We start from the raw sequence: 24,874 nt of genomic DNA on the forward strand, positions 1-24,874 counted from the left end.
GTCGGTGCCCGCGGTAACCTGCCGAGCATGAAACCAGGCGAGCTCGTTCCCGATTTTTCCCTGCCGGACCAGACCGGAGAGACCCGAACACTGACCGGATTGCTGGCGAACGGTCCGATCGTGCTGTTCTTCTACCCCGCGGCCTTCACTCCCGGTTGCACCGCCGAGGCGTGCCACTTCCGGGACTTGGCATCGGAGTTCGCCGAAGTCGGAGCAACCCGCGTCGGCATCAGCGCCGATGCCGTCGCCAAGCAGGCCGAGTTCGCCGCCGCCAAGTCCTTCGACTACCCGCTGCTCTCCGACGAGGACGGCAGTGTCGCCACCGCATTCGGCGTCAAGCGCGGTCTGCTGGCAAAGCTCTCCCCGGTCAAACGCGCGACGTTCGTGATCGGCACCGACCGGAAGGTACTCGAGACCTTCTCGAGCGAAGTACGGTTCGAAGCCCATGCGGACAAGGCTCTGGAGTACCTGCGGGCACATCGCAGCTAGAGCACTGTCCGACGCGATGCCTCGGGTGGGGGGAACCTCGAGGCATCATGTGCAGGCGACAACCAACTCGATCGAGAGGTTCCCCGCGATGAACACGTCGGCGACACCGCAACACACGGTGGATCCCCGTTGGCTCACCGAGAGTCAACAGGAGGCCTGGCGATCACTCGTCGCGCTGGTCACTCGGTTGCCGGCAGCGTTGGACGCTCAGCTGCAGCGCGATTCGCAGCTGACCCACTTCGACTACTTCGTCCTCGCGACGGTCAGCGAGAATCCCCAGCGGCGGATCCAACTCCGCGATCTGGCCGAGTACGCGAATGCGTCGCTCTCGCGCCTGTCACACGTGGTGACGAAGCTCGAGAAGGCCGGGTGGGTCGAGCGCGAGAGCATCCCGGGCAGCCGGGGATCCTATGCGGTGCTGACCGACGCAGGTATGGCCAAGGTCGTGGAATCGGCACCCGGGCACGTCGGCACGGTGCAGTCGCTCGTGTTCGAGGGTCTGTCCGACGCGGAGGTCGAGCAGCTCGGGACCCTGAGTTCGACTCTGCTGGCGCAGTTGGACAAGGGAATAGCAGCGGGGACCGGTCACGCCTGAGTGTCGGGTCCCAACAGGACGTCGGCGTCGAAGCAGGTATGTGTGCCGGTGTGGCATGCCGCGCCGACCTGATCGACGACCAGCAGCACGGTGTCACCGTCGCAGTCGAGTCGAACCTCGTGCACGTACTGCGTGTGACCCGACGTCTCACCCTTGACCCAGTACTGCTGCCTGGACCGTGAGTAGTAGGTGCCCTTACGGGTGTCGAGGGTTCGAGCGAGTGCCTCGTCGTCCATCCAGGCAACCATGAGTACCTGACCGGTGGATCTTTCCTGCACGACAGCGCTGAACAGCCCGGCCTCGTTGCGCTTGAGCCGCGCGGACAGCGTCGGGTCGAGTGTCATCGAAAATCCTCTTCGCTATCGAACGACGATGTGCTCGGCGCGCATCGCATCTTTGACCTGGCCGATGGTGAGATCGCCGAAGTGGAAGACACTCGCGGCAAGAACGGCGTCCGCTCCGGCGTGCACTGCCGGCGAGAAGTGCTCGACGCTACCGGCTCCACCGCTGGCGATCACCGGCACGTGCACCGCAGACCGAACGGCGGCGATCATCGGCAGATCGAATCCGGCCTTCGTTCCGTCGGCGTCCATCGAATTGAGCAGGATCTCCCCGACGCCCAGTTCTGCACCGCGTACTGCCCATTCGACGGCGTCGATGCCGGTGCCGCGTTTGCCGCCGTGCGTGGTGACTTCCCAGCCCGACGGGGTGTCCTGCTGCCCCTGAGGGACGGTTCGGGCGTCGACCGAGAGCACGATGCACTGTGAGCCGAACCGTTCGCTGAGCTCGCGCAACAACTCCGGTCGGGCGATCGCAGCGGTATTGACGCTGACCTTGTCCGCCCCGGCTCGCAACAGCCGATCCACATCGGCGACGGTGCGCACTCCCCCGCCGACGGTGAGCGGGATGAAGACCTGCTCGGCGGTGCGGCTGACGACGTCGAGCATCGTGCCCCTGTCCGAGGTCGACGCGGTGACGTCGAGGAAGGTCAGTTCGTCGGCACCCTGCGCGTCGTAGGCGGCCGCGAGCTCCACGGGATCGCCTGCGTCACGGAGGTTTTCGAAGTTGACTCCCTTGACGACCCGTCCGGCGTCGACGTCGAGGCACGGAATCACTCTGACCGCGACGCTCATCGCACCGGTCCTTCCAGATAGTCGACGGGATCACCGAGTTCGGTGATCACCTTCAGCAATTCTTCGTGCACGCCCGGTCCGGCTGCCAGGACCGATGCAGAGTCGACCGTCCACGGTTCACCCGCGAGGTCGGTCACGATTCCACCTGCTGCGCGTACCAGCAGCGCACCGGCCGCGTTGTCCCAGGCACGGTGACCGAAGACGACTGCGCCGCCGAGTACTCCGCTGGCCGTGTAGGCCAGATCGACCCCGGTGGCACCGTGCATCCGCAGTCGCGAGGAATGCATCGACAACTCTTCGAGAATGCGGAATCGGAACCGACCCGGCAGCGAACCGCGGCTGGCGACATTGAACGCACCGAACCCGATCATGGACTCGCGCAACGCTTTCGGCTTCAGCATCGGGAGGGCGACACCGTTGAGCAACAGGGGCCCGCCTGCCACAGCGCCGAAACGCTGATCCACCAACGGCAGCCAGGTGAGCCCGAGCACTGGCTCGCCGTCGTCGAGCAACGCCAACAACGTTCCGGCCGAGGGCAATCCCGACGAGTAGTTGAAGGTGCCGTCGATCGGGTCCAGCACCCAGACGAGTCCCTGGTTCAGGTCCGGTCCCCCGAACTCCTCACCGTGAACGGCGATTCCGGTGGCCTCGTACAATTCCGCACCGAGCCGCCGCTCGAGTTCCAGGTCCACCGCCGTGGCGAAGTCGTCGGGGCCCTTCTGCACCGCGCTCGGTGCGCCGACGCCGGCGACGAACCGATCGTGGATGCCGTCGAGCAGACCGCCGGCGATCTCGAGCAGACGAGTCGGGTCCTCGGGAAGGGTCATTCCTGCGTTACCGAGACACCGCGGCGAGGGCGTCCGGGAGCGTGAAACGTCCGGCGTACAGCGCCTTTCCGACGATGGAACCCTCCACCCCGCGATCGACGAGTCCGGCGATCGCTTCCAGGTCCGCAATCGTGGACACGCCACCCGACGCGATGACCGGCTTGTCGGTCTTGGCACACACATCGGCGAGCAGTTCCAGGTTGGGTCCGGTCAACGTGCCGTCCTTGGTGACGTCGGTGACGACGTAACGCGAGCACCCGTCACGCTCGAGCCGCTCGAGAACCTCCCACAGGTCGCCGCCGTCGCTCACCCAACCGCGACCGCGCAACCGCGGCGCTCCGTCGACGATGAGCACGTCCAGACCGACGGCGACACGATCGCCGAACTCGCCGATCGCGCGGGAGCACCACTGCGGATCTTCTAAGGCTGCGGTGCCGAGATTGACTCGCGCGCAACCGGTCGCCAGCGCCGCGCGCAGCGACTCGTCGTCACGAATTCCGCCGGACAGCTCCACCTTGACGTCGAGCTCGCCGACGACCGACGCCAGCAGCTCGCGGTTGGATCCGCGGCCGAACGCAGCGTCGAGATCGACGAGGTGGACCCACTCGGCACCGTCGTTCTGCCACGCGAGTGCGGCGTCGCGAGGCGACCCGTACTTCGTTTCGCTTCCTGCTTCTCCTTGAACGAGACGGACAGCTTCGCCGCCTGCGACATCGACAGCAGGCAATAAGACCAGGCTCACGTGCGGTTATGCTACGGGCCGAGCGTGTGTGAACTCAAAACGGGTCGACTGTGGTGCTACCGGAGTTCCTTGCGCGTCATGCGGGTGGACACCACGCCCATGGCCGCGATCGCGCCGACCACACCGGCCAACGCGATGACCAGACCCACCCCGGCGCTCGGCTGCAGCACCGCGATCAGTGCCGTCGCGAGGGCGAGCACGATCACGGCCGCACCGAGTGCTCGAAAGGCCAAGCGCCCGAGTGAGAACTCGCGCTCGCTCACACCGATCGGACCCAGTTCTCCAGCAGCGCAGCCCCGGCGTCACCGGACTTCTCCGGGTGGAACTGAGTGGCCGAGAGCGCACCGTTCTCCACTGCAGCGAGAAACCGGCCGCCGTGATCGGCCCAGGTGAGCAACGGGGCAGCGATGGTGTCGCTGGGTTCGAGCTCCCACTGCTGCGCGGCGTAGGAGTGGACGAAGTAGAACCGAGTCTCGGGATCGATGCCGTCGAACAGCACGCTCTTCTCGGGTGCCTCGACGGTGTTCCATCCCATGTGGGGCAGCACCTCGGCCTGCAAACGCTCCACCGTTCCCGGCCACTCCCCGCAACCGTTCGCCTCGACACCGAACTCGACGCCGCGGTCGAACAGGATCTGCATTCCGACGCAGATGCCGAGCACGGGACGTCCGCCGGCCAGGCGACGGCCGATGATGCGGTCGCCCTTCACCGCCAACAGACCTTCCATGCAGGCAGCGAACGCACCGACACCGGGAACGACCAACGCTTCTGCGTTCAGAGCCTCGTCGAAGTCCGAGGTCACGGTCACATCGGCACCGACCCGGGCGAGAGCCCTCTTCGCCGAGTGCAGATTGCCCGAGCCGTAATCGAGCAACACCACAGAAGTCATGTGGGAAGTCTATCGGGGCGTGGTCTCGCGATGAGCGCCACCGCCGCGACGACGACCACCGTGGCAGCGGCGGCGGCGAATCCAGCGGTGTACCCCACACTTGTCGCCAGGACGCCGAGGGCGAGGGCGCCCGCCCCGGTACCCGCGTCGAAGCTGATGTTCCAGACGGCGCTCGCGCTGCTGTACCGGGCGGGGCCGGCTGCGTCGAACGCCATCACGAGACTGTCGTTCTGGCATGCGCCGTACCCGATTCCGAACAGGACGGCTGCGACGAAGAACAGCGCCGCGGGCATGTTGCCGAGCGCGGCGATTGCGAAGAGTGCGATGCCGATCGCCGCGGACACCAGAGCCGGAAACACGGAGCGTCCGATTCCGATTCGGTCCGCCACCGACCCTGCGACGTATCGTCCGACGAGCATCGCGGCGCTGACAACGGCCAGTGCTAGTCCGATCATCGCGGCTCGGTTCGATTCGGCGATCGGCAGCAGACTGGTGATTCCCCCGTATGCCGCGGACACCGAGGCCACGACGAGACACGGCACCAGGAATTGACGTACGTCGAGGCGAACCCGCTCGATCCTCGGCGGCTGCGGTGCGGGCCGGGTCGGCGGCAACAGCGCCACTCCGATCAGGCCGGCTGCGGGCACCAGAGCACCGAGGACGAACACGGCCGTCGGACTCGCCGCGAAAATCACCAGACCCAGTGGCAGCGTGACCATCTGAGACAAGGCGACGGCGATGCCCTGCGCGCCGGTTGCCCGGCCGAGCAACGCGGTCGGAGCGAGCTCGGCGACGATGGCGGCACCGGCGACCGTCAACATTCCGAAACCGGTGCCCCGCAGGGCGGACACCGCCAGCGCCGGTGCGGCCTCGACGGAGACGATGAACAGCAGCGCGGGTAACCCGAGGAGCAGGCATCCGGCCGCGAGAACCGCGCGGTGGCCGACCTTCATCAGCATGCTCGGCACGAACAGTTGAGTGATCACCGTCGTGGCCATGAAGATCGCGGTGCTGGCAGCCGCCACCGCATCCGATGCCCCCGACTGGGACACCGCGAGGGGGACCACCGGGAGCAGCAGTCCCCAGCCACCGAACGACGCCGCACCCATGGCCATCGCGGCCGGAAGACCGCGGATGGAACTCAGGCCGCTCAATGCACGAGCGCCGATCGAACGATCACAGACTTCCCTTGGTGGACAGCACACCGGTGACGCGGGGGTCGTACTCCGTTGCCTGACGCAGCGCCCGAGCCACGGCCTTGAACTCGGCCTCGGTGATGTGATGTTGATCGCGGCCGTAGATCACCCGAACGTGCAGTGCGATCCGGGCATTCGAGGCCAGCGTCTCGAACACGTGCTTGTTGATCACCGTGGAGTACGGAACACCGGGGTAGCCGCCGATCACCGAGTGCACCATGTAGTCCGGCTCGCCGGTGTGTACGCAGTACGGACGACCGGACACGTCGACGGCCGCGTGCACGAGCGTTTCGTCCATCGGAATGAACGAGTCACCGAACCGAGTGATGCCCGCCTTGTCGCCGAGGGCCTGACCGAGGGCCTGGCCGAGCACGATCGCAGTGTCCTCGACGGTGTGGTGCGCCTCGATCTCGATGTCGCCCTTCGCACGCACCGTCAGGTCGAAACGAGCATGGGTGCCGAGCGCGGTGAGCATGTGGTCGTAGAACGGAACGCCGGTGGAGATGTCGACGATGCCGGTGCCGTCGAGGTTCAGCTCGACCGAGATGTCGGATTCCTTGGTGGTGCGCTCGATCTTGGCGATGCGGGGAGCGGGTGTGGTCACTTCGGTGCCTCTGCTGTTTCGGTCGATGCGAGTGCTGCGCTGACGGTGAGGAATCGGTCGTTCTCGTGCGCCAGTCCGATGGTGACGCGAAGATATCCGGGAATTCCGACGTCCCGGATGAGCACGCCTTCGTCCAGGTACCGCTGCCAGGTCGCGGCCGCATCGGAGAACCGGCCGAAGAGCAGGAAGTTGGCGTCGGACGGCACCACGTCGTACCCCTGGCGGCCGAGAGCCGCTGCCACCCGATCTCGTTCGGCGGAGAGTTCGGCCACGCTCCCGAGGGTGTCCGAGGCATGCCGCAGCGCCGCTCGCGCAGCTGCCTGCGTGACGACCGACAGGTGATACGGCAAGCGCACCAACAACATTGCGTCGACCACGGCCGGGGCGGCCACCAGATATCCCAGCCGACCGCCGGCGAACGCGAACGCCTTGCTCATCGTTCGGCTGACCACGATCTTACTGGGGTAGCTCTCGATCAACCCGATCGCGCTCGGCGCAGAGGAGAATTCCGCGTAGGCCTCGTCGACCACCACGATTCCCGGTGCCGCGTCGAGGATTCGGCGCAGATCGGCCTCGTCGATGCTGTGGCCCGTCGGATTGTTGGGGCTGGTGACGAACACGACGTCGGGTCGACGTTCTTCGATCGCCTGCACTGCGTAGTCGACGTCGAGAGAGAAATCTGCCCGACGCTTCGCCGGAATCCATTCGGTCTGCGTCCCGGAGGAGATGATCGGGTGCATCGAGTACGACGGCACGAAGCCCAGCGCGGTGCGATCCGGTCCCCCGAACGCCTGCAGCAACTGCTGCAGAATCTCGTTGGAGCCGTTGGCCGCCCACACGTTGGCGGTGTCGACAGCGAAGCCGGTCTGCTCGGTGAGGTACCGGGCGAGGTCGGCCCGTAATTCGTCGGCATCGCGATCCGGGTAGCGGTGCAACTGCCCGGCGGCGATCCGAACGGAGTCCGCCACATCGTCGATCAAGGCCTGCGTCGGCGGGTGCGGATTTTCGTTGGTGTTCAACTGAACCGGCACGGTGAGCTGCGGCGCACCGTACGGTGACTTGCCGATCAGTGCCTCACGCAGTGGGAGGTCGTCCAGCGAGACCGCTTGTCCCAGAGCATCGGTCATGACGGATCACCGGTACGCAACCCTTCGAACCGCAGCCGCACCGCTTCTCCGTGAGCCGGCAGATCCTCGGCGTTCGCCAGCGCAATGACGTGTGCTGCAACATCTTTCAGCGCGGATTCGCTGTAGTCCACCACGTGGATTCCGCGCAGGAACGTCTGCACACTGAGGCCGGACGAGTGACGCGCGCATCCCGCCGTCGGCAGGACGTGATTGGAGCCGGCGCAGTAGTCACCGAGGCTCACCGGAGACCACGCACCGACGAACACGGCACCGGCGCTGCGCACCCGGGCGGCGACATCGGACGCGTCCTTCGTCTGGATCTCGAGGTGCTCGGCGGCGTAGGCGTTGACCACGGCCAATCCCTGCGTGACGTCGTCGACCAGCACGATGCCGGACTGGCTTCCGTTCAGTGCGGTGGCCACGCGTTCTGCATGCCGGGTGGACGCCATCTGTGCGTTGACGGCCTCGTCCACGGCATCGGCCAGTTCGATACTGTCGGTGACCAACACGCTGGCCGCCATGACGTCGTGTTCGGCCTGGCTGATGAGGTCCGCTGCCACGTGAATCGGGTCCGCGGTGGCGTCGGCGAGAATCGCGATTTCGGTCGGCCCTGCCTCGGAGTCGATTCCGACGAGCGAGCGACACAGTCGCTTGGCGGCCGTGACGTAGATGTTGCCCGGACCGGTGATCAGATCGACCGGTGCCAACTCGCCGCCGTCGGTGTCGACGCCGCCGTAGGTGAGCAGCGCGACACCCTGTCCACCGCCGACGGCCCAGACCTCGTCGACGCCGAGCAGCTGCGCCGCAGCCAGGATCGTCGGGTGCGGCAGGCCGCCGAAGTTCTTCTGCGGCGGCGATGCCACCACCAGAGAGCCGACGCCTGCGATCTGCGCGGGCACCACGTTCATCACGACCGACGACGGATACACGGCGTTGCCGCCGGGCACGTACAGGCCGACGCGATCGACGGGGATCCAGCGTTCGGTCACCGTGCCGCCGGGTACCACCTGGGTGGTGTGGTCGGTTCGACGCTGATCCGAGTGCACCAGTCGGGTTCGTTCGATCGCGACCTCGAGGGCAGCGCGAACATCGGAATCGAGCTCGGCGAGGGCCTTGACCAGTTCTTCCTGCGGGACGCGAATGCGATCCGGCCGGACGCCGTCGAACTTCTCACTGAACTCGAGCGCAGCCTCGGTGCCGCGTTCGCGGACGGCATCGACGACGGGGCGAACCTGATGCAGCACCGAATCGACATCCACTCCGCCTCGGGGAAGTGCGCCGCGTAGTTCGGCGGTGGATGGAGTTCGTCCGCGTAGATCGACGCGGGCGAGCTCGATGCGGGCAGGCATAGTGGGCCCCTTCGTGAAGTCGGTTCGGTGCCGGGGTTCGGTCGAAACAGTGTGGTTCGAACACCCAGGATAGTTCCACCGAATTCCGCTCAGCCCCGCACGTCCCACAGATGATGGATGGGGTCGTGAGTGTAGTAGGCGGCCAGTGATTCGACCGAGAAGTCCGATCCGTCGCTGCGCCGACCGGTCCGATGCCGATTCTCGGGCGGAACAGCGGCGAAATCGTCGGCGAGGGCGCGCGCGGCGTCACCGAGTTCCGACGCCACCTCCGCAGGATCCTGGGAGTTGTAGTCGTCCGCCAGCGCAGTGGCGTCCTGGTCCCAGTTCGCGAACTCGGGATCGTCCTCGGTCAGCACCAGCGCCAGCCGGGTACGGAAGATCCGGTGCGCGTCACGTACGTGCGCGGCGTACTCGAGGGCGGACCACGTCGAGTCGTCGGGTCGCAGAGCAACGTCTTTGCGCCGCAGAACCGCTTCCCAACGCTCGACGTCGGCGCGAATGAATAAGGTCCGGGATGTCGTCGTATACGACGGCACTGGAGTCGAACCCGCAATCCGGGCAGGCTCGTTCGAGTACCCAGGTCCAGTTCTTGGTGTCGGGATCGATCGGCATGCCGGTCAGAATAGATGCAGGTCAGGCGTAGCGGGCGGCCAGGTTGTGCAGCGTGCTCTCGATGCCCTGCGCGTTCTTCTGCGGCATCTTGAACAGTTCCAGCATCTTCGGGGACTTCGCTGTTCCGTACTTGAAGCTCTCGGTGACCGTCGTCAGTCCCGGCTGCTTCTCCTCGAACTCCCAGCGCCAGCTGTGCCCCAGCGGATGCTGCCACTCGACGACCTTCTGCTTGTCTGCGTCGACGAACTCGGTGACGGTGCTGGTGATCTTGTACGGCACGCCGTACTGCTTCATGCCGACCGAGAATTTGGCACCGCTACTGAGACGATCGGGACCTTTGACGGTGTCCTTGACGGTTCCGGAGCCGTCGAGTTCGCCATGGCGGCGCGGATCGGCCACGATCGCGAACAATTCGGCCGCAGGCGCTCGAACCTCGGTCTGCTTGGAAACTTGCTGCGGTCCTGTGTCGATGGATCTGATGTCTGCCATTCGGGAGGTCTACCCCGTCGCGCTGCGTTCGACACCCGCGGCCGGGCGGAATCGGAGTTGACGGGCGTAGTTCAATGAACGCATGTCCTGGTCAGTGTGGCTCGCATTCCTCGGCGCGAGCATCGTCATCAGTCTCTCCCCCGGTGCCGGTGCCATCGCGTCGATGTCCACCGGGCTTCGCTACGGCCTACGCCGCGGATACTGGAACATCTTCGGGTTGCAGATCGGGTTGCTCCTGCAGATCGGCATCGTCGCCGTCGGGCTCGGAGCTGTTCTGGCGAACTCCGCGCTGGCCTTCACCGCCATCAAATGGTTCGGCGTCGCCTACCTGGTCTATCTGGGCGTTCGGCAATGGCGTGCGGCCCCCACCGATGTCGCCGACGCTCCAGCGGTGGCCGACCGCGGAACGACGATGCTCGCCCGCGGGTTCCTCGTCAACGCAAGCAACCCGAAGGCGGTCGTCTTCATGGTCGCAGTGCTCCCCCAGTTCCTCGACCCGACTCGGCCCCTGCTCGCCCAGTACCTCGCGATCGCGGCCACGATGGTGGCAGTCGACATGCTGGTGATGACCGGATACACCTCCCTGGCATCTCGGGTTCTGCGGCTGATGAAATCGCAGCGCCAGCAGAAGACGATGAATCGCACGTTCGCCGGGATGTTCTTCGCCGCTGCGACGTTTCTCGCGACCGTCCGGCGCGTGACTCCGTGAGGAAATATCGCGTGATCATGAAGAACGCACTCGGCGGCGACCCGATCCGGATGGGGCTGTTCGACACGCTTCTCGAGGCCAACACCTGGATCCAGGACGTCGGCAAGCGAGACGAGCACGAACTGGGCACTTACACGGTCGAGGTAGTCGACGAGTGAGTCGGCGGTGTCCGTGTTCGAGCGGTGACACGTTCGACGCATGCTGCGAGCCGTACCTGCTCGGAACGGCGAACGCACCCACGGCTGAGACGCTGATGCGATCGCGATTCACCGCGTTCGCCGTCGCAGACGTGGACTACCTCCGCAGATCGTGGCATCCCGACACCGCACCGGCCGAGCTGGAATTGGACCCCGATCAGCGGTGGTATCGACTCGACATTCTGGCAACCGACGCCGGTGGATTGTTCGACGACGCAGGAACCGTCGAATTCCGAGCTCGGTACAAACATCCCGATGGGGCGGGCTCGATGACCGAGGTGAGCCGCTTCGTCCGAGTGGACGGCCGCTGGCGTTACCTCGACGGGGTGGTCTCCCGCTAGAGGTTGCGGAGCTTGGTCGGCCGATTACCGGCGGTACGACGTGCTTCCTGCTTCTCCTTGATGCGTTCGGCATCCTTGCGCACCTGGATCTGGGTGCGACGCTCCCGGACGAGCCACTGCGGCGGGCTGGCGACGAGCTCGTCGATGGCATCACTGGTCAATGCTTCGGTGACACCGCCGCGGGCCAGCCCTGCGATGGACACGCCGAGCTTCTTCGCGATGACGTCGCGCGGGAAGGGTCCGTTGGTCTGCAAGTCGGTCAACCACTGCGGCGGATCGCTGCGCAACGCGTCCAGTTCGGACCTGCTGATCATCGAGTTCTGGAATTCTTCGGGTGCTGCGGGAAGATAGATGCCGAGCTTGTTCGCCGCGGTCAATGGCTTCATGGTCTGCTGCTTGTTCTCCGGGCTCACCGGAACAGCTTATCCGGCCATGAGCGCTCTCGACGCCACGGTCGCTCGCGGCCCGCGTCGTCCCATAGGGTCGACACCGTGAACATCGATGTGCAGACACTGCGCTGGTACGCGGCCGTGGCGCAGCAACTGCATTTCGCGCGCGCTGCTCAGTCGCTGGGAATCTCGCGAATCCGCTTGAGCAAGACGGTCGTGGAACTCGAGGATCAGCTCGGCGTCGACCTGTTCGTACCGGGTGCCTCGCCCACCGAGCTCACCGCGGACGGCCGCGATCTACTGGAACGGGCGCTGGCGGCGATCGCCGAGGACGACCGGCTGTCGGAACTCGCGCAGGTTGCTGCAGCCGAACCGACGACCTTCACCATCGGGTACGCCGAGGGAGTCACGCTCACCAAGTGGACACGCATCTGGGCCGATCGGTTCCCCGATGTCACTCTCTCCGTGGTGGCGACCACACCGGAGACACAGGTGGCGGCCTTGCACGACGGCACGGTCGATGTGAGCTTCGTTCGTCCGCCGATCGATCGTGAAGGTCTCAACGCGATCGGTCTCTACCAAGAGGTGCAGGTCGTGGTGGTACCGAAGGACCACGCAGTCGCCGCATTCGATTCGGTCACCGCAACCGACCTCGCCGACGAGCATCTGCTCGCCGACCCCGCGACGGTGCCCGAATGGGCAGCTGTGGCAACCGAACTCGTGACCGGCAGCCGCCCGGAACTTCCGCCGATGAATTCCGCCGCGGAGACGTTCGAGTACGTGGCTGCCGGGTTGGGGGTGGCGATCGTGCCGCACTCGGTGGCCCGTTTCAACGCCCGTAAGGACCTCGTCTACCGCCCGGTGACCGACGTCGAGCAGTCGCAGATCGCACTCGCCTGGGTCGCCGCACGCGAGGACGACCGTATCGAGGAATTCATCGGCATCGTCCGCGGCCGCTCGACCCGCAGCTCACGCGGTGCATCGGACGAGACACCGGTCAAGAAGAAGAAGAAAGCGCACCCCTCCAAACCCGCTCGCCCCGTTGCCAAGACGAAAACGAACGCCCGACGCAGCGGGAAGCGTCGCTGAATCTGCACCCTCGCGCCGGCCCGGATCCTGGACGAACCTGTGTTCGAAAGTTTGTCGGTGGGTCGCGGTAGATTCTGTTCATGCTTTCGGGGGACGGCGGATCAGGGGTGGACGGCATCGATACGGTGCCGTCCACCCCTGACGTGTCCGATCCGGACTTGTCGGTGTTGGTGGAGCGGGTCGAGGCCGCGTTTGCCGAGTTGGCGGAACAAGCGTCGGCGTCGTGGACGAACCCGGATCGGCGTGCGGTGATCCAGCGCATGGAGATGCTGACACGGTCGCTGACCGCGTACTCGTACACCTGGCTGAACGAGCTGATCGCGCAGCACGGCCTCGACGTGTATCCGGGCTCGGTCCCGTCCTCGGTGGCGTGGATGCTGCGGATCACCCCTCGAGCAGCAGGAGCACGAGTGCGTCTGGCCGCGGAATTGGGTGACCGGACTGCGTTCTCCGGAGAAGTACTGGCCCCGTTGCTGCCGCGGACAGCGCAAGCACTGCGGGCGGGGTTACTCGATGCCAAGCATGTGCAGATGATCCGCGAATTCTTCCGCCATCTGCCCTCGAGTGTCGATCCGCAGACCCACGATCTCGCCGAACAACAGTTGGTGGAACAGGCAGTGAAATTGCGGCCGGACGATTTCGCGCCGGTGGTGGCGTGCCTGGACGCGATGCTGAACCCGGACGGCGACCACGATGATGATGACGATGACGACGGAAACCCACCGAAGCCGCGGAAGCGACGGGATGCGTTCTTCTACCTCGGCGAGCAAGGGGTCGACGGAATGTCGGAAGGAAAATTCTGCGTCGACCCCGAACTACGCGCCTACCTCGAGGCCCTGTTCTCCAAAGCCGCGAAACCCGGCATGTACAACCCCGCCGACGGCAAACCGATCACCGACAACGACACCGAAGGGGACGGCAGTGCCACTGCGCCGCAGCCCGAGTCGACGTCCAATGATGCAGGGTTGTGGGACAACACCGGCTGTGACGGTGACGGCGAATGCGGCGAGGGTGCCGACTGTGGTTGCGGCACTGAGTCAGGTGACACGCCTGACCCCGACGACACCGGCGACGACGACAGCGACACTGGTGTCGACGATCCCGCCGCGGACAAGACAGCAGCGCGGGACGCTGCCGCCGCACGCGATCTCCGCACCCAGAACGAACGTCGTCACGACGCCCTGAAGCTGGCGCTCCGGCACACCCTCGCCTCCGGGACCCTCGGCACACATCGCGGCCTGCCCGTCACCGCGATCGTCACCATGAGCCTGAAGGATCTGGAAGCCGGCAGCGGCTATGCGAAGACCGCCACCGGATCACGAGTGTCGATCCGCGACGCCATCCGCATGGCCTCCCACGCCCACCACTACCTGACCATCTTCGACGACCACGGCCGAGCGCTGTACCTGGGTCGCTCGAAACGCATCGCCTCCGCCGACCAACGCATCGTGCTCATCGCCCGCGACCGCGGCTGCAGCTTCCCCTCCTGCACCCGCCCCGCAACCTGGTGCCAAGCCCACCACCTCACCGACTGGATCGACGGTGGCACCACCGACATCGACGGGTTGACCTTCGGCTGCGACATGCACCACGCACTCGTCGGCACCGGACCAGGAAAGTGGGCAACCACCAAAACCACAGCAACACATCGCTACCCCGGCCGGACCCTGTGGCATCCACCGGCCGGGATGGACCCGAAGCGCCGCGGGCTGATCAATCACGCACACCACCCCGAGGAAGTGCTGTACCCAACCGACCAGCACGACGACACCGGCGACGAGGAACCGCGACAACCCGCCTGACGACCCACACCAGTCTCAGGGCACAGCCCTGCCTGCACCCGCGCTGACGTGCCTCAGCGAACCGGGTGGCGCTTCCGATTGTGAATCAGAACAGCTACCCCGAGTCCCACCAACGTCAACAGAAGCGGTGCAGCGATGACGAGGGAAGCGTCGATCGCCACGAACAGAATGAGCAGCAACGCTGCTGCCAGGAAATACACGGCGGCGAAACGTGGAGTCCACAGGACGGAGTCCATTCCACACCTCCTTGCGCGTACGAACTACTTGTCGTTACCGAAGGTAACTGAAAAGAGCTGAGCGCACTAGAGGCCCAGGCCCCGCAGGCGGTCGATCTCACGACGATCGCGCTTGGTGGGCCTGCCTGCCCCTCGATCACGCCTCGGTACGGAAGCCAGAACTTCTTTCGGTGGCGGCGGCGGACTGCGATCGATCAAGCACTCCGGTACGACCGCTGCGCCGACGCGTTTGCCGATGGCCCGCACCACGACGACGATCTTCTCGAGCCCATCGACTCGAAGCCTGATCTCGTCGTCGGGGCCGATGCGATGCCCTGGCTTGGCGGGTGTTCCGTTGACGCGAACGTGCCCGCCGCGGCAGGCAGCAGCGGCGGCGGACCGCGTCTTGAACAACCGGACCGCCCAGATCCAACTGTCGAGGCGGACACTCTGAACTTCCATCTTCGAACGAATTCCTCACATTGCGAGGCTCGACTACATGTCCAGGCCGAGATCGAGCACTGTCACCGAGTGTGTCAGACCGCCGACGGCAAGAAAGTCGACCCCCGTGCGCGCATAGTCACGTGCCACGTCGACGGTCAGGCCACCCGAGGATTCCAGCTTCGTCTGCGGCGCGAACTTGTCTCGGCGCTGCACGGCCATCTGCGTCTGCCACAGCGCGAAGTTGTCCAGCAGAACGAGTTCCACGTTCTCCGACAGCACCTGGTCGAGTTGCTCGAGGCTGTCGACCTCGACCTCGCACGCGATGTCGGGAGCCGCAGCCCGCACCGCGTTCAGAGCGGCGACGACCGAACCGGCCGCTGCGACGTGATTGTCCTTGATCAGCGCGGCATCGCCCAGACCCATCCGGTGATTGACGCCACCACCTGCGCGTACCGCGTACTTCTGCAGCGAACGCAACCCCGGCAACGTCTTTCGACTGTCCCGGATCTTGCACTCGGTGTCTGCGACCTCGGCGACCCAGCCGGCCGTCGCGGTGGCGATTCCCGAGAGATGGCAGACGATGTTGAGCATCGTGCGTTCGGCAGTGAGCAGACCCCGCGTCGGTGCCTCGACCGTCAGAACGGCCTGTCCCGGTTCGACCTCGGATCCGTCCTCGATGCGATGCACGACGGAGTATCCGTCGGCTCCGATCACCTCGTCGAGAACCAGGAGGCCGACGTCGATCCCGGCGATCGTGCCGAACTGGCGCGAGACCACCGACGCCGTGGCGACGGCATCCTCGGACACCGTTGCCAGCGTGGTGATGTCGGGCCCGTACCGCAGGTCCTCATCGAGCGCGGTCCGGATCAGTGCGAGTACCTCGGTGCGATCGACGCCCGGGTTCACCTCGTTCGCGGTGTCGGTCATGTCAGCGTGCTCCCGTCATCACGTCGTCGTTGACTATCGCCAGCCGTCCGTCGAGATCTCGTTCGACGAACAGGCTTCGGCGTTGCGCAGGCGCGCTCTCCGGATGATCGCGTCGGGTATGGCACCCTCGGCTCTCACGGCGCTCGGCCGCGGCCAGCACGATCACCTCCGCCGCAGCGGTCAAGGCTGCGTCCTCGACGGCGCGCGCATCCACCGGAGGTTCCGATACCACGCCGTGCGCCAGAACGCGTTGCGCTGCAGCAAGACCCGTCGCATCTCGCACCACTCCGACCTCGGCGGTCATGGTTCGCTGCAGTACCGCACGGTCGATACGGGAATACGTGGGCATTGCGACATCGGAAATGCTGCCGTGTCTACCGACCCGTTCGGCAGCCACGTAGGCCGCACGCTCACCGACGACGAGACCCTCGAGCAGACTGTTCGACGCCAACCTGTTGGCACCGTGCAAGCCGGTGCGCGCCACTTCACCTGCAGCGAGCAAGCCGGGAACCGAGGTGCGCCCGGATGTATCCGTCGCCACGCCCCCGCAGGAGTAATGCGCTGCAGGTGCCACCGGAATCAGGTCTTTCGCCGGATCGATGCCGGCCTCTAGACATGAGGCGGTCACGGTCGGGAACCGTTCGTGGACGCGTTCCACCGTGCGGGCATCCAGTAACACGTGGTCGTCACCGCGTTCGTGCAGCAGCTCGGCGATGGCGCGGGACACCACGTCGCGTGGCGCGAGGTCGCCGAGCGGGTGCACTCCCGCCATGAAGGCACGGCCGGTGACATCGACCAGGCGGGCTCCCTCTCCCCGCACTGCCTCGCTGATCAACGGGCGACGGCCCGTCGACCCCGCGGCGAACAACACCGTCGGATGGAACTGCACGAATTCCAGATCCGCGATCCGAGCACCGGCGTCGAGGGCGAGTGCGATGCCGTCGGCCGTCGCGCCGGACGGGTTGGTGCTGCACGAGAAGAGTTGTCCCAGTCCGCCGGTCGCGAGCAGCACCGTCGGGCAATGAACGACGCCGACACCGCGAGGCCCGCGCACGAGCAGACCGACCACCTCGCCGTGGGTGGTCAGTACCCGCAGCGCGGTGGTGTCGAACTGCACCGTGGGCACGGACGCGTCCAACGTGCGCTGCACCTCTGCCCCGGTGGCGTCTCCCCCGGCATGAACGATGCGACGGACGCTGTGGCCACCCTCGCGGGTCCGCGCAACGGTGCCGTCGGCCGCCAGGTCGAACTGAGCGCCCGCAGCTTCGAGCGAGGTGATCGCCGCCCGCCCGCCGGAGACGATCGAACGCACCGCGTCCTCGTCGCACAGGCCGGCACCGGCGACGCAGGTGTCGGCCACATGCGATTCGATCGAATCCTCGAGTTCGGGGCCGACGACCGCGATCCCGCCCTGGGCGTACTGCGTCGCCGTGTCGGTGGAACGCCCCTTGCTGACGGTCAGCACCCGCAGGCCGCGAGCTGCCGCCGTGCGAGCCGCGGTGAGTCCGGCAATTCCACCGCCGACCACGACGAGATCGGCCGCGGTTTCCCACGCGACCGATGGATTCACTCGCCGCCGCCAGGGGTGCCGATCTCGATCATCCGCTGCACCGACTTGCTCGCGATGTTCGCGGTCTCGAGGTCGACGTGCACCTCGTCGCGGCCCTCGACGAGGCAGCGCAGCAGAGCAGCAGGGGTGATCATCTTCATGTAGCCGCACGAAGCGCGGTCGTTGACGGCGAGGAAGTCGACGTCGGGTGCAGCCATCCGCAGCTGATGCAGCATGCCGATCTCGGTGGCGACCAGAACCTGCTTGGACGCGGTGGTGCGGGCAGCGTCGAGCATGCCGCCGGTGGAGAGGATCTTGACCTTGTCGGCGGGTACGAACCCCTCGCCTGCGAGGTACAGAGCCGATGTGGCGCAGCCGCATTCGGGGTGCACGTACAGCTCGGCATCGGGGTGGGTACGAGACTTCTCGGCCAACTCGTCTCCGTTGATGCCGGCGTGCACATGGCATTCTCCGGCCCAGATGTGCAGGTTCTCGCGCCCGGTCACGCGCTTGACGTGCGCGCCGAGGAACTGATCGGGCAGGAACAGGATGTCGCGGCCCGGATCGATCGACTCGACGACCTCGACGGCGTTCGAGGAGGTGCAGCAGATGTCGGTCAGTGCTTTGATCTCGGCGGTGGTGTTGACGTACGAGACGACGACGGCGTCGGGAGAATCGGCCTTCCATTCGCGGAGCTGGTCTGCGGTGATGGAATCGGCCAGTGAGCAGCCGGCGCGCTGGTCCGGGATGAGGATCGTTTTCTGCGGGCTCAGGATCTTGGCGGTTTCGGCCATGAAATGAACTCCACAGAACACGATCGTGTCCTCGGGCACCTCGGCGGCCATCCGCGAGAGCGCGAGCGAGTCGCCGACATGGTCGGCAACGTCCTGAATCGCGGGCAGCTGGTAGTTGTGCGCGAGCAGCGTCGCGCCGCGCAGATCGGCGAGCCGTCGAACCTCTGCCGCCCACTCGGGAGTTGCCTCCACTCCCCCGTAACCACCTGCTCCGTCGACGATGTCGCGAACTCCGGCGAATGCCGAGTCCAGGATGTTCACCCGGGTAGCGCTGCTGGTCATGACGGTTCTCCTTCACCGATCATCCGGTCGTCGGTGACCGAATTTCCTCCGAGGGAGTTTTCGACCTATGATCGAAAACGTGACCTATCGTAGCACCGTCCACGAAGTACTCATTGCGGTGTTCCAAGTTCGAGCCTTTTCCGACCCCGACGCGCCTGAACTGGCGGTGCTGCTGTGGCAGCGCGCCCTCGACCCCGAGGCCGGCACCTGGTCGCTGCCCGGTGGCACGCTGCGCGACGACGAGAACCTCGCCGCGTCCGCGCGCCGTCAGCTCGCCGAGAAGGTCGACGTGCGCTCGGTGGCGCACCTCGAGCAGCTGTCGGTCTTCAGCGAACCCGAACGCGTACCGGGAGACCGGCGGATCGCGTCGACCTTCCTGGGCCTGGTACCGATCTCGGCCGAGCCGACACTCCCCCCGGACACCGCATGGCACCCGGTTTCGGCACTGCCCGACATGTCGTTCGATCACGGAACCGTCGTCGCGCACGCGAGACATCGACTGGTCGCCAAACTGTCGTACACCAACATCGGATTCGCACTGGCTCCGGTCGATTTCGCGATCTCGTCGCTGCGCGAGATCTACGGTGCCGCACTCGGATATCAGGTCGATGCCACCAACCTGCAGCGGGTGCTGAGCCGGCGCGGTGTCATCGAACCCACCGGACGGCGCGCGCCGTCGGGCAAGGCCGGTGGTAGACCGCCTGCACTGTTCCGCTTTGCCGACAACAGCATTCGAGTCACCGACGAGTTCGCCGCATTGCGGCCGCCCCAGGCGTGAACGGCTGCTGTCAGTCGGCTCGATTCGAGTCGAACGATGGTGGCGGCGGATAGAACTCGACTTCGAGGTCGTCCGGATCGGGATCGGTGTGTTGCAGATTGTCGTTGGGATTCATCGCCGCCAGAAGCATGATCACCAGCGACGCCATCAGTGCCTGAACGATCAGCACCTGCGGAGTCTCGATACTGGGCGCAACGGTGACGATCGACCCGACCTCCGGATCGGTGACCTTCGGAAACCGAAGAGCAGCAATCCCGTTGCCCACCAAAATCGCAGCGACCGAGCCGACGAGTGCGCCGACGAAGACGGCACCGAACAGCCGCGGCCCCCGCTCGGACCTCCACAGCCACCACCCGATCGGGAGAACGAGACCGAGGGCCAAGGAAAGGAACGAGAACATCGCGAGGCCGTCGAAGCTGTGCAGGCTCTCCCCGGTCAGGGCCGCCCCGCGATCCTGCGCCACCACGAGCAGCTGCTGCGCCGGTGCCAGGAATCCCCACAGCATCCCGCCCAGAGCCGACACTGCCACCGAGATTCCGACAACCACCGACAACACCCGAACGGTGCTGCTCCGCGGCGGCACTTCGAGAACGTCCGACGTGACCACCTAGCGCCTACCCGTCGCGGCCGAATCGACGAGGCCGTGACGCGAGCACAGCGACGTCCACCCGTCGGGGACGATCTGCACCACCATGCGGCGACCGCATTCTGCGCAGAACCGCGGCGGCTCCAAACCGAGTCGGACGGCGACCGACAACGAACCCGCACTCACCTCGGCTCCGGCGTCGACAGGCCGACCGGTGTACGGGTCGTAGTGGGTCTCGCTCGTCATTCGACCCACCCTAATACGCCCATCAGATCGTCGAGTTCAGCGCTTTGATCGGCATCTGCAGCTCGCCGAGAAGATCGAGATCCTGCTCTGCCGGGCGGCCGAGTGTCGTCAGGTAGTTGCCGACGATGACGGCATTGATCCCGCCGAGAATTCCTTGCTTGGCACCGAGGTCGCCGAGGGTGATCTCGCGCCCGCCTGCAAATCGCAGAATCGTGCGTGGCAGAGCGAGACGGAACGCGGCGACGGCGCGCAGAGCATCGGATGCCGGCAGCACATCGAGATCTCCGAACGGAGTTCCAGGCCTGGGGTTGAGGAAGTTCAGGGGCACCTCGTCGGGTTCGAGTGCGGTGAGATCGGCCGCGAACTCGGCGCGTTGCTCGAGCGTCTCCCCCATACCGAGAATTCCGCCGCAGCACACCTCCATGCCTGCCTCGCGCACCATGCGCAGGGTGTTCCACCGTTCCTCCCACGTGTGGGTGGTCACCACGTTCGGAAAGTACGAGCGAGAGGTCTCGAGGTTGTGGTTGTAGCGATGTACACCCATCGCCGCGAGCTGATCGACCTGATCCTGGTCGAGCATGCCGAGCGAGCACGCGATATCGATCTCGACCTCGTTCCGGATGGCTTCGATACCGGCGGCGACCTGCGCGAGCAGCCGAGCGTCGGGGCCACGCACCGCCGCGACGATGCAGAATTCCGTTGCTCCGGTCTTCGCGGTCTGCTTCGCAGCTTCCACCAGCGACGGAATGTCGAGCCACGCAGCACGAACCGGGGAAGCGAAAAGACCGGACTGCGAACAGAAGTGACAATCCTCGGGACACCCACCGGTCTTGAGGCTGATGATTCCTTCCACCTCGACCTCGGGCCCGCACCACTTCATCCGCACCTCGTGGGCCAACAGCATCGTCTCCTCGAGACGGTCGTCGCCGAGCTCGAGAACCTCGAGAACCTGAGATCGATCGAGCGCGATGCCGTCACCGAGCACCTGAGTACGCGCCGTGCGCAAAATGTCCATTCCGGGTCCCCTCGTAGTCGAACGGCATCATCATTGAACACCGTTCAAGTTGAACGGCGTTCACGTTAGGCGCCGGGCTCGGCTACTGTCAAAGCGAAGACGCGTCGAACGACTTGGGGGGCAGCAGTGCAACTGAACAGGCAGGACGTCCTGGACGGCGCGATCGCCATTCTCGACGAGTACGGCCTGGCAGACCTGACGATGCGGCGTCTGGCGACGTCCCTGCACGTGCAGCCGGGCGCGCTGTACTGGCACTTCCCCAACAAACAGACGCTGCTCGGTGCCATCGCCGACCACATACTCTCCGGTGCCGATGCACCGTCCACCGAGGATTCGTGGGACGCACAGATCGCACAGATCGCCCACCGACTGCGCGACGCCCTTCTCTCTCGACGCGACGGTGCCGAATTGGTGGCCGCGACCTACGCGTCGAGGCTGACCACCAACCACATTCGCGAACGCATTGCCGCCGTGTGCATTCGAGCAGGACTGCCGCGACGCGACGCGGAACTCACCGCCGACACGTTGCTGTACTACATCCTGGGCCAGACCGTGGACGAGCAGGCGCGCCTACAGATGGACTCCGTCGGAGCCCTCACGCCCGACGCGTCACCGCTGTTCGAAGAACCCGACCCGACGAGCAGATTCGATTTCGGACTGAAGCTCTTCCTCGACGGAGTACGGCATACCGCGGCGGACCGCATCCGCCACTAGTCGATCAGAATTCGGCGAAGACGATCCGCCCGTTCCCGTTGTCCAGGGTCATGGTTCCGTCGTCCCGAGACCACCGCGGGGTGGAGGTCAGGAACTCCGACAGCCACCGGTCCTGCTCCATCAACGCCTCCGGGCAAGCCATCCGCGTCGACCCGAGAGAGTCGATGGTGATCCTGCCCTGCGAGGTGTCCACGGTGCCGAACAACCTGTTGCACCCGGCCTCGGCCGAGATTCGGTCGTCGACGAACTCGAGCCTGACCGTCGTACCGGCGACCGGCGTGTAGGAGTCGGGTGCCTCGACCGACGAGTACGTCTTGCCGGCCGGGAATTCACCGTACGAGTCGGTGCACCCGGAGGCCACCGCACTCGCACCCAACGCGAGAGCGACCAGCGCGCGCCGCGCGTCAGCCACCGAAGATCGGCCCCAGACCGGCCGCACCGGCATTTCCGCGGGACGCGAATGGGTTGTCGTGCACCATGTACGTCCAGGTCGACGTCGGGCGTCGCAAGCCCGCCTCGTCCAGATCGATTCCGTCCGAGGTGATCTCGGCCGACTCGAACGTAGCGTGCGAGAGATCCATCGCCTTGGAGGACACCGTTTTGAACGCCTCGACAGCGATCCGGTGGTACTCGTCCAACGGATTCTCCCGACCCAGTGCGCGCAGGTGAATACTCTCGCGCACGTCGGCGAGGTGCGCGAGATAGTCCGACCACGACCGATCGAGGTGGTACAGAACGATCTGGCGGGCGACATCGACCAGAGTCTTCTCGGACACGTTCTCGCGCAACTCCTTCGAGCGCGCAGGCGCGTGCTGCTCGAGTAGCGTCAACGCCTCGTCGGTGTCGAGCAACGTGGCCCGGCGGCGATCCAGGATCTCACGGTGCTGAGCCGTCAGCTGGTTGTAACGCCAGGTACGCGAATGTATTTCGAGCATCTGCCCCTCGGCGATGCGCTGTGCATGATCGACGCGGTCGGCCGCGGCCGAGGAAGTGAACATTCCGCTCTCGTCGATGTCCTTCGGTGCATCCTTGTCGCCGATGTTGTTCTTGACGACGTCGTCCTCCCAACTGCCGAAGAACAGCGACCGCCCTGGATCTCCCTGCCTGCCCGCGCGTCCGCGGAGCTGATTGTCGAGACGCTCGGTGGTGTGGCGACCGGTACCGAGAACGAACAGTCCGCCGAGCTCGGCGATACGTTCGCGATCGGTGCCGTCGGGACCACCGAGCTTGATGTCGGTTCCGCGCCCGGCGATCTGCGTCGATACCGTCACTGCGCCGTGCACACCCGCCGCGGCGATGACCGCCGCTTCCTCGGCGTCGTTCTTGGCGTTGAGTACCACCACGTCGACGCCCGAGGCGGTGAGCGTCTCGGCCAGCGCCTCGGACTCGGCGACATCGTGGGTACCGATGAGAATCGGCTGACCGGTCTCGTGAATCTCTTTCACCTGCAGAGCAATTGCAGCGTTCTTGTGCTCGATCGTGTCGTACACACGGTCGTCCTCGTCGACGCGCACCGTCGGCACATTGGGGGCGATGACCGAGACACCGAGACTGTAGAACGTGCGAAGCTGCTCCCCCGCCGCCATGGCCGTACCGGTCATACCGCACACCGTTGCGTACCGATTGATCAACGCCTGCACGGTGATCGTGTCGAGAATTTCACCGGTCTCGGTGGGGGCGAGCCCTTCCTTGATCTCGACCGCGGCCTGCAACCCGTCCGGCCAGCGCTGCAGTTCGGCGACTCGGCCACGCGAGGCGTTGATCAGCTGTACACGGCCGTCACGAACGATGTAATCGACGTCGCGCTGGACCAGCACCTGGGCGTGCAGGGCCACGTTGACCGCAACCAACGTCGTCCCGACGTGCTGCTCGGAGTACAGGTCGATTCCGCCCAGTTCCTTCTCCATCCGCAACGCGCCCTCGTCGGTGAGGAACACGTTGCGTCCTTCGGCATCGGTGTCGAAATGAACGCCCTTGTCCAACAACCGGACCGCATCCATGACCGTCGAAGTCGAGACGTCACCGGAGACCGAACCGGCCAACACCAGCGGAACGAGCGCCTCGTCGACCAGCACCGAATCGGCCTCGTCGATCAGGGCAACGCCCGGCACGGGCGCGACCAGATCGTCGCGGTCGTTCACCAGATGATCACGCAGAACATCGAAACCGATCTCGTTGACCGAGGCATAGGTGATGTCGCAGGCATACGCGGTGCGCCGCTCCTGGGCAGTCGAGGACTCACCGATGGAACCGACGGTGATACCGAGGGACTCGAACAGCGGTTGCATCCACTGCGCGTCACGTTGCGCGAGAAAGTCGTTGACCGAGATGACGTGCACCGCGCGTCCGGACAACACGTATCCGACGGCAGCGATGGCACCGGCCAGCGTCTTGCCCTCGCCGGTAGCCATTTCCACCACGTCACCGGCGAGCAACCGCACGGCACCGTGCAGCTGCACGTCGAAGGGCCGTAGCTTCAGCGCACGCTCGCTCGCCTCGCGCGTCAACGCCAGATACCGCGGAACGTCGAGACGCTCGGCGGCGTCGACACGCAGCGCGGCCGCCTCGGTCGCCAATTCACTCTCGCTCAGGGCAGCTGCCCACTCCGCGTGCTCCTGGGCCCGGTCGACGCTTCGACGCGAGGTGCTCTGCGCCTTCTGTGCGGATCGGCCGAGTACACGCCAGAATCGGTCGGAGCCCAAAGCCATCTGTTATCCCTACCTGAGAAAGAAAAACCGTTCTCAC

The 24,874-nt window shown here is 65.7% G+C and carries 31 protein-coding genes and 1 pseudogene; 9 read left to right on the forward strand and 23 right to left on the reverse strand.

Annotation, left to right across the window (positions count from 1 at the left end; genetic code table 11):
• Positions 1 to 27: 27 nt before the first annotated feature.
• Both QM590_RS02810 and QM590_RS02815 read left to right on the forward strand, forming a co-directional pair.
• Positions 28 to 489 (forward strand): peroxiredoxin, encoded by a 462-nt coding sequence (locus QM590_RS02810; protein ID WP_269593943.1) that lies wholly within the window; start codon positions 28 to 30, stop codon positions 487 to 489.
• 88 nt (positions 490 to 577) lie between these two features.
• On the forward strand, positions 578 to 1,084 hold the full coding sequence (locus QM590_RS02815) for a MarR family winged helix-turn-helix transcriptional regulator (protein ID WP_068052632.1): 507 nt from the start codon (positions 578 to 580) through the stop codon (positions 1,082 to 1,084).
• On the opposite strand, the gene hisI is transcribed toward QM590_RS02815, so the two are convergent.
• From hisI to QM590_RS02875, 12 genes and pseudogenes are all read right to left on the reverse strand, one after another.
• Entirely contained in the window at positions 1,075 to 1,428 is a 354-nt protein-coding gene (gene hisI, locus QM590_RS02820) for a phosphoribosyl-AMP cyclohydrolase (protein WP_068052616.1), read from the reverse strand. The genes QM590_RS02815 and hisI overlap by 10 nt on opposite strands.
• 15 nt (positions 1,429 to 1,443) lie before the next feature.
• Complete coding sequence (gene hisF, locus QM590_RS02825) at positions 1,444 to 2,217, reverse strand: imidazole glycerol phosphate synthase subunit HisF (RefSeq protein WP_068052619.1); 774 nt, start codon at positions 2,215 to 2,217, stop codon at positions 1,444 to 1,446.
• A complete protein-coding gene (locus QM590_RS02830) occupies positions 2,214 to 3,044 on the reverse strand; it encodes an inositol monophosphatase family protein (RefSeq protein WP_269593942.1) in 831 nt (276 codons plus the stop codon). The genes hisF and QM590_RS02830 overlap by 4 nt, the downstream gene beginning before the upstream one ends.
• Positions 3,045 to 3,051: 7 nt before the next feature.
• Positions 3,052 to 3,786: a bifunctional 1-(5-phosphoribosyl)-5-((5-phosphoribosylamino)methylideneamino)imidazole-4-carboxamide isomerase/phosphoribosylanthranilate isomerase PriA gene (priA, locus tag QM590_RS02835; RefSeq protein ID WP_008715867.1), complete on the reverse strand. Its 735-nt coding sequence runs from the start codon at positions 3,784 to 3,786 to the stop codon at positions 3,052 to 3,054.
• 56 nt (positions 3,787 to 3,842) lie between these two features.
• Positions 3,843 to 4,049, reverse strand: a complete 207-nt coding sequence (locus tag QM590_RS02840) for a hypothetical protein (RefSeq protein WP_094669887.1) — start codon at positions 4,047 to 4,049, stop codon at positions 3,843 to 3,845.
• Complete coding sequence (gene hisH / locus QM590_RS02845) at positions 4,046 to 4,675, reverse strand: imidazole glycerol phosphate synthase subunit HisH (RefSeq protein ID WP_037192708.1); 630 nt, start codon at positions 4,673 to 4,675, stop codon at positions 4,046 to 4,048. Before hisH ends, QM590_RS02840 begins: the two co-directional genes overlap by 4 nt.
• The gene (locus QM590_RS02850; protein WP_269593998.1) at positions 4,672 to 5,790 is read right to left on the reverse strand and encodes an MFS transporter; all 1,119 of its coding nucleotides are present in this window, start codon (positions 5,788 to 5,790) and stop codon (positions 4,672 to 4,674) included. The genes hisH and QM590_RS02850 overlap by 4 nt, the downstream gene beginning before the upstream one ends.
• Positions 5,791 to 5,851: 61 nt before the next feature.
• On the reverse strand, positions 5,852 to 6,475 hold the full coding sequence (gene hisB / locus QM590_RS02855; protein WP_032394340.1) for an imidazoleglycerol-phosphate dehydratase HisB: 624 nt from the start codon (positions 6,473 to 6,475) through the stop codon (positions 5,852 to 5,854).
• Entirely contained in the window at positions 6,472 to 7,602 is a 1,131-nt protein-coding gene (locus tag QM590_RS02860; protein ID WP_269593941.1) for a histidinol-phosphate transaminase, read from the reverse strand. The genes hisB and QM590_RS02860 overlap by 4 nt, the downstream gene beginning before the upstream one ends.
• A complete protein-coding gene (gene hisD / locus QM590_RS02865) occupies positions 7,599 to 8,951 on the reverse strand; it encodes a histidinol dehydrogenase (protein WP_269593940.1) in 1,353 nt (450 codons plus the stop codon). The genes QM590_RS02860 and hisD overlap by 4 nt, the downstream gene beginning before the upstream one ends.
• A gap of 89 nt (positions 8,952 to 9,040) precedes the next feature.
• Positions 9,041 to 9,563 (reverse strand): annotated as a pseudogene (locus QM590_RS02870) (DinB family protein).
• Between the two features lie 21 nt (positions 9,564 to 9,584).
• Positions 9,585 to 10,052, reverse strand: a complete 468-nt coding sequence (locus QM590_RS02875; protein ID WP_269593938.1) for an SRPBCC family protein — start codon at positions 10,050 to 10,052, stop codon at positions 9,585 to 9,587.
• Positions 10,053 to 10,134: 82 nt separating this feature from the next.
• On the opposite strand from QM590_RS02875, the gene rhtB reads away from it, so the two are divergent.
• From rhtB to QM590_RS02890, 3 genes are read left to right on the forward strand one after another with little or no spacing between them, the layout of a single operon-like run.
• Positions 10,135 to 10,761, forward strand: coding sequence for a homoserine/homoserine lactone efflux protein (gene rhtB, locus QM590_RS02880; protein WP_269593937.1), 627 nt, complete (start codon positions 10,135 to 10,137; stop codon positions 10,759 to 10,761).
• A gap of 11 nt (positions 10,762 to 10,772) precedes the next feature.
• Positions 10,773 to 10,919, forward strand: coding sequence for a hypothetical protein (locus QM590_RS02885; protein ID WP_179272101.1), 147 nt, complete (start codon positions 10,773 to 10,775; stop codon positions 10,917 to 10,919).
• Entirely contained in the window at positions 10,916 to 11,299 is a 384-nt protein-coding gene (locus QM590_RS02890) for a YchJ family protein (protein WP_269593936.1), read from the forward strand. The genes QM590_RS02885 and QM590_RS02890 overlap by 4 nt, the downstream gene beginning before the upstream one ends.
• Here the strand turns inward: QM590_RS02890 and QM590_RS02895 are convergent.
• Positions 11,296 to 11,712 (reverse strand): DUF5997 family protein, encoded by a 417-nt coding sequence (locus tag QM590_RS02895; RefSeq protein ID WP_394855417.1) that lies wholly within the window; start codon positions 11,710 to 11,712, stop codon positions 11,296 to 11,298. The genes QM590_RS02890 and QM590_RS02895 overlap by 4 nt on opposite strands.
• 78 nt (positions 11,713 to 11,790) lie before the next feature.
• Here QM590_RS02895 and QM590_RS02900 point away from each other — a divergent pair, with 78 nt between their 5' ends.
• The gene (locus tag QM590_RS02900) at positions 11,791 to 12,777 is read left to right on the forward strand and encodes a LysR family transcriptional regulator (RefSeq protein WP_269593935.1); all 987 of its coding nucleotides are present in this window, start codon (positions 11,791 to 11,793) and stop codon (positions 12,775 to 12,777) included.
• Between the two features lie 80 nt (positions 12,778 to 12,857).
• On the forward strand, positions 12,858 to 14,579 hold the full coding sequence (locus QM590_RS02905; RefSeq protein WP_269593934.1) for an HNH endonuclease signature motif containing protein: 1,722 nt from the start codon (positions 12,858 to 12,860) through the stop codon (positions 14,577 to 14,579).
• A 53-nt stretch (positions 14,580 to 14,632) separates the two neighbouring features.
• On the opposite strand, the gene QM590_RS02910 is transcribed toward QM590_RS02905, so the two are convergent.
• From QM590_RS02910 to nadA, 5 genes are all read right to left on the reverse strand, one after another.
• Positions 14,633 to 14,815 (reverse strand): hypothetical protein, encoded by a 183-nt coding sequence (locus tag QM590_RS02910; RefSeq protein ID WP_068052666.1) that lies wholly within the window; start codon positions 14,813 to 14,815, stop codon positions 14,633 to 14,635.
• 66 nt (positions 14,816 to 14,881) lie between these two features.
• Positions 14,882 to 15,256: an RNA-binding S4 domain-containing protein gene (locus QM590_RS02915; RefSeq protein WP_269593933.1), complete on the reverse strand. Its 375-nt coding sequence runs from the start codon at positions 15,254 to 15,256 to the stop codon at positions 14,882 to 14,884.
• A gap of 33 nt (positions 15,257 to 15,289) precedes the next feature.
• A complete protein-coding gene (nadC, locus tag QM590_RS02920) occupies positions 15,290 to 16,165 on the reverse strand; it encodes a carboxylating nicotinate-nucleotide diphosphorylase (protein ID WP_269593932.1) in 876 nt (291 codons plus the stop codon).
• A gap of 1 nt (position 16,166) precedes the next feature.
• Complete coding sequence (locus tag QM590_RS02925) at positions 16,167 to 17,735, reverse strand: L-aspartate oxidase (RefSeq protein ID WP_269593931.1); 1,569 nt, start codon at positions 17,733 to 17,735, stop codon at positions 16,167 to 16,169.
• The gene (gene nadA, locus QM590_RS02930) at positions 17,732 to 18,790 is read right to left on the reverse strand and encodes a quinolinate synthase NadA (protein ID WP_269593930.1); all 1,059 of its coding nucleotides are present in this window, start codon (positions 18,788 to 18,790) and stop codon (positions 17,732 to 17,734) included. Before nadA ends, QM590_RS02925 begins: the two co-directional genes overlap by 4 nt.
• Positions 18,791 to 18,857: 67 nt before the next feature.
• On the opposite strand from nadA, the gene QM590_RS02935 reads away from it, so the two are divergent.
• Positions 18,858 to 19,568, forward strand: a complete 711-nt coding sequence (locus QM590_RS02935) for an NUDIX hydrolase (protein WP_394855418.1) — start codon at positions 18,858 to 18,860, stop codon at positions 19,566 to 19,568.
• A gap of 10 nt (positions 19,569 to 19,578) precedes the next feature.
• On the opposite strand, the gene QM590_RS02940 is transcribed toward QM590_RS02935, so the two are convergent.
• Genes QM590_RS02940 through bioB form a run of 3 tightly spaced genes read right to left on the reverse strand, consistent with a single transcriptional unit; the run spans position 19,579 to position 21,415 of the window.
• On the reverse strand, positions 19,579 to 20,175 hold the full coding sequence (locus tag QM590_RS02940; RefSeq protein ID WP_269593928.1) for a DUF2567 domain-containing protein: 597 nt from the start codon (positions 20,173 to 20,175) through the stop codon (positions 19,579 to 19,581).
• On the reverse strand, positions 20,176 to 20,400 hold the full coding sequence (gene bsaP, locus QM590_RS02945) for a biotin synthase auxiliary protein BsaP (protein ID WP_068283637.1): 225 nt from the start codon (positions 20,398 to 20,400) through the stop codon (positions 20,176 to 20,178). It lies immediately after the preceding gene.
• A 22-nt stretch (positions 20,401 to 20,422) separates the two neighbouring features.
• On the reverse strand, positions 20,423 to 21,415 hold the full coding sequence (gene bioB, locus QM590_RS02950) for a biotin synthase BioB (RefSeq protein ID WP_037192736.1): 993 nt from the start codon (positions 21,413 to 21,415) through the stop codon (positions 20,423 to 20,425).
• A 126-nt stretch (positions 21,416 to 21,541) separates the two neighbouring features.
• Here bioB and QM590_RS02955 point away from each other — a divergent pair, with 126 nt between their 5' ends.
• Entirely contained in the window at positions 21,542 to 22,129 is a 588-nt protein-coding gene (locus tag QM590_RS02955) for a TetR/AcrR family transcriptional regulator C-terminal domain-containing protein (protein WP_269593927.1), read from the forward strand.
• 4 nt (positions 22,130 to 22,133) lie between these two features.
• On the opposite strand, the gene QM590_RS02960 is transcribed toward QM590_RS02955, so the two are convergent.
• Complete coding sequence (locus tag QM590_RS02960) at positions 22,134 to 22,541, reverse strand: META domain-containing protein (protein ID WP_068052689.1); 408 nt, start codon at positions 22,539 to 22,541, stop codon at positions 22,134 to 22,136.
• Complete coding sequence (secA2, locus tag QM590_RS02965) at positions 22,534 to 24,837, reverse strand: accessory Sec system translocase SecA2 (RefSeq protein WP_269593926.1); 2,304 nt, start codon at positions 24,835 to 24,837, stop codon at positions 22,534 to 22,536. The genes QM590_RS02960 and secA2 overlap by 8 nt, the downstream gene beginning before the upstream one ends.
• Between the last annotated feature and the right edge of the window lie 37 nt (positions 24,838 to 24,874).

Source organism: Rhodococcus sp. IEGM 1372, from assembly GCF_030056835.1.
Taxonomy (GTDB): Bacteria; Actinomycetota; Actinomycetes; order Mycobacteriales; family Mycobacteriaceae; genus Rhodococcoides.

What these genes read in the sequence shown, in the direction of transcription:
- QM590_RS02810 (WP_269593943.1), top strand. Translation starts at nt 28, where the DNA reads ATGAAACCAGGCGAGCTCGTTCCCGATTTTTCCCTGCCGGACCAGACC.
- QM590_RS02815 (WP_068052632.1), top strand. Translation starts at nt 578, where the DNA reads ATGAACACGTCGGCGACACCGCAACACACGGTGGATCCCCGTTGGCTC.
- hisI (WP_068052616.1), bottom strand. Translation starts at nt 1,428, where the DNA reads ATGACACTCGACCCGACGCTGTCCGCGCGGCTCAAGCGCAACGAGGCC.
- hisF (WP_068052619.1), bottom strand. Translation starts at nt 2,217, where the DNA reads ATGAGCGTCGCGGTCAGAGTGATTCCGTGCCTCGACGTCGACGCCGGA.
- QM590_RS02830 (WP_269593942.1), bottom strand. Translation starts at nt 3,044, where the DNA reads ATGACCCTTCCCGAGGACCCGACTCGTCTGCTCGAGATCGCCGGCGGT.
- hisH (WP_037192708.1), bottom strand. Translation starts at nt 4,675, where the DNA reads ATGACTTCTGTGGTGTTGCTCGATTACGGCTCGGGCAATCTGCACTCG.
- QM590_RS02850 (WP_269593998.1), bottom strand. Translation starts at nt 5,790, where the DNA reads ATGGCCATGGGTGCGGCGTCGTTCGGTGGCTGGGGACTGCTGCTCCCG.
- QM590_RS02860 (WP_269593941.1), bottom strand. Translation starts at nt 7,602, where the DNA reads ATGACCGATGCTCTGGGACAAGCGGTCTCGCTGGACGACCTCCCACTG.
- hisD (WP_269593940.1), bottom strand. Translation starts at nt 8,951, where the DNA reads ATGCCTGCCCGCATCGAGCTCGCCCGCGTCGATCTACGCGGACGAACT.
- QM590_RS02875 (WP_269593938.1), bottom strand. Translation starts at nt 10,052, where the DNA reads ATGGCAGACATCAGATCCATCGACACAGGACCGCAGCAAGTTTCCAAG.
- rhtB (WP_269593937.1), top strand. Translation starts at nt 10,135, where the DNA reads ATGTCCTGGTCAGTGTGGCTCGCATTCCTCGGCGCGAGCATCGTCATC.
- QM590_RS02905 (WP_269593934.1), top strand. Translation starts at nt 12,858, where the DNA reads ATGCTTTCGGGGGACGGCGGATCAGGGGTGGACGGCATCGATACGGTG.
- QM590_RS02910 (WP_068052666.1), bottom strand. Translation starts at nt 14,815, where the DNA reads ATGGACTCCGTCCTGTGGACTCCACGTTTCGCCGCCGTGTATTTCCTG.
- QM590_RS02915 (WP_269593933.1), bottom strand. Translation starts at nt 15,256, where the DNA reads ATGGAAGTTCAGAGTGTCCGCCTCGACAGTTGGATCTGGGCGGTCCGG.
- nadC (WP_269593932.1), bottom strand. Translation starts at nt 16,165, where the DNA reads ATGACCGACACCGCGAACGAGGTGAACCCGGGCGTCGATCGCACCGAG.
- nadA (WP_269593930.1), bottom strand. Translation starts at nt 18,790, where the DNA reads ATGACCAGCAGCGCTACCCGGGTGAACATCCTGGACTCGGCATTCGCC.
- QM590_RS02935 (WP_394855418.1), top strand. Translation starts at nt 18,858, where the DNA reads ATGATCGAAAACGTGACCTATCGTAGCACCGTCCACGAAGTACTCATT.
- bsaP (WP_068283637.1), bottom strand. Translation starts at nt 20,400, where the DNA reads ATGACGAGCGAGACCCACTACGACCCGTACACCGGTCGGCCTGTCGAC.
- bioB (WP_037192736.1), bottom strand. Translation starts at nt 21,415, where the DNA reads ATGGACATTTTGCGCACGGCGCGTACTCAGGTGCTCGGTGACGGCATC.
- secA2 (WP_269593926.1), bottom strand. Translation starts at nt 24,837, where the DNA reads ATGGCTTTGGGCTCCGACCGATTCTGGCGTGTACTCGGCCGATCCGCA.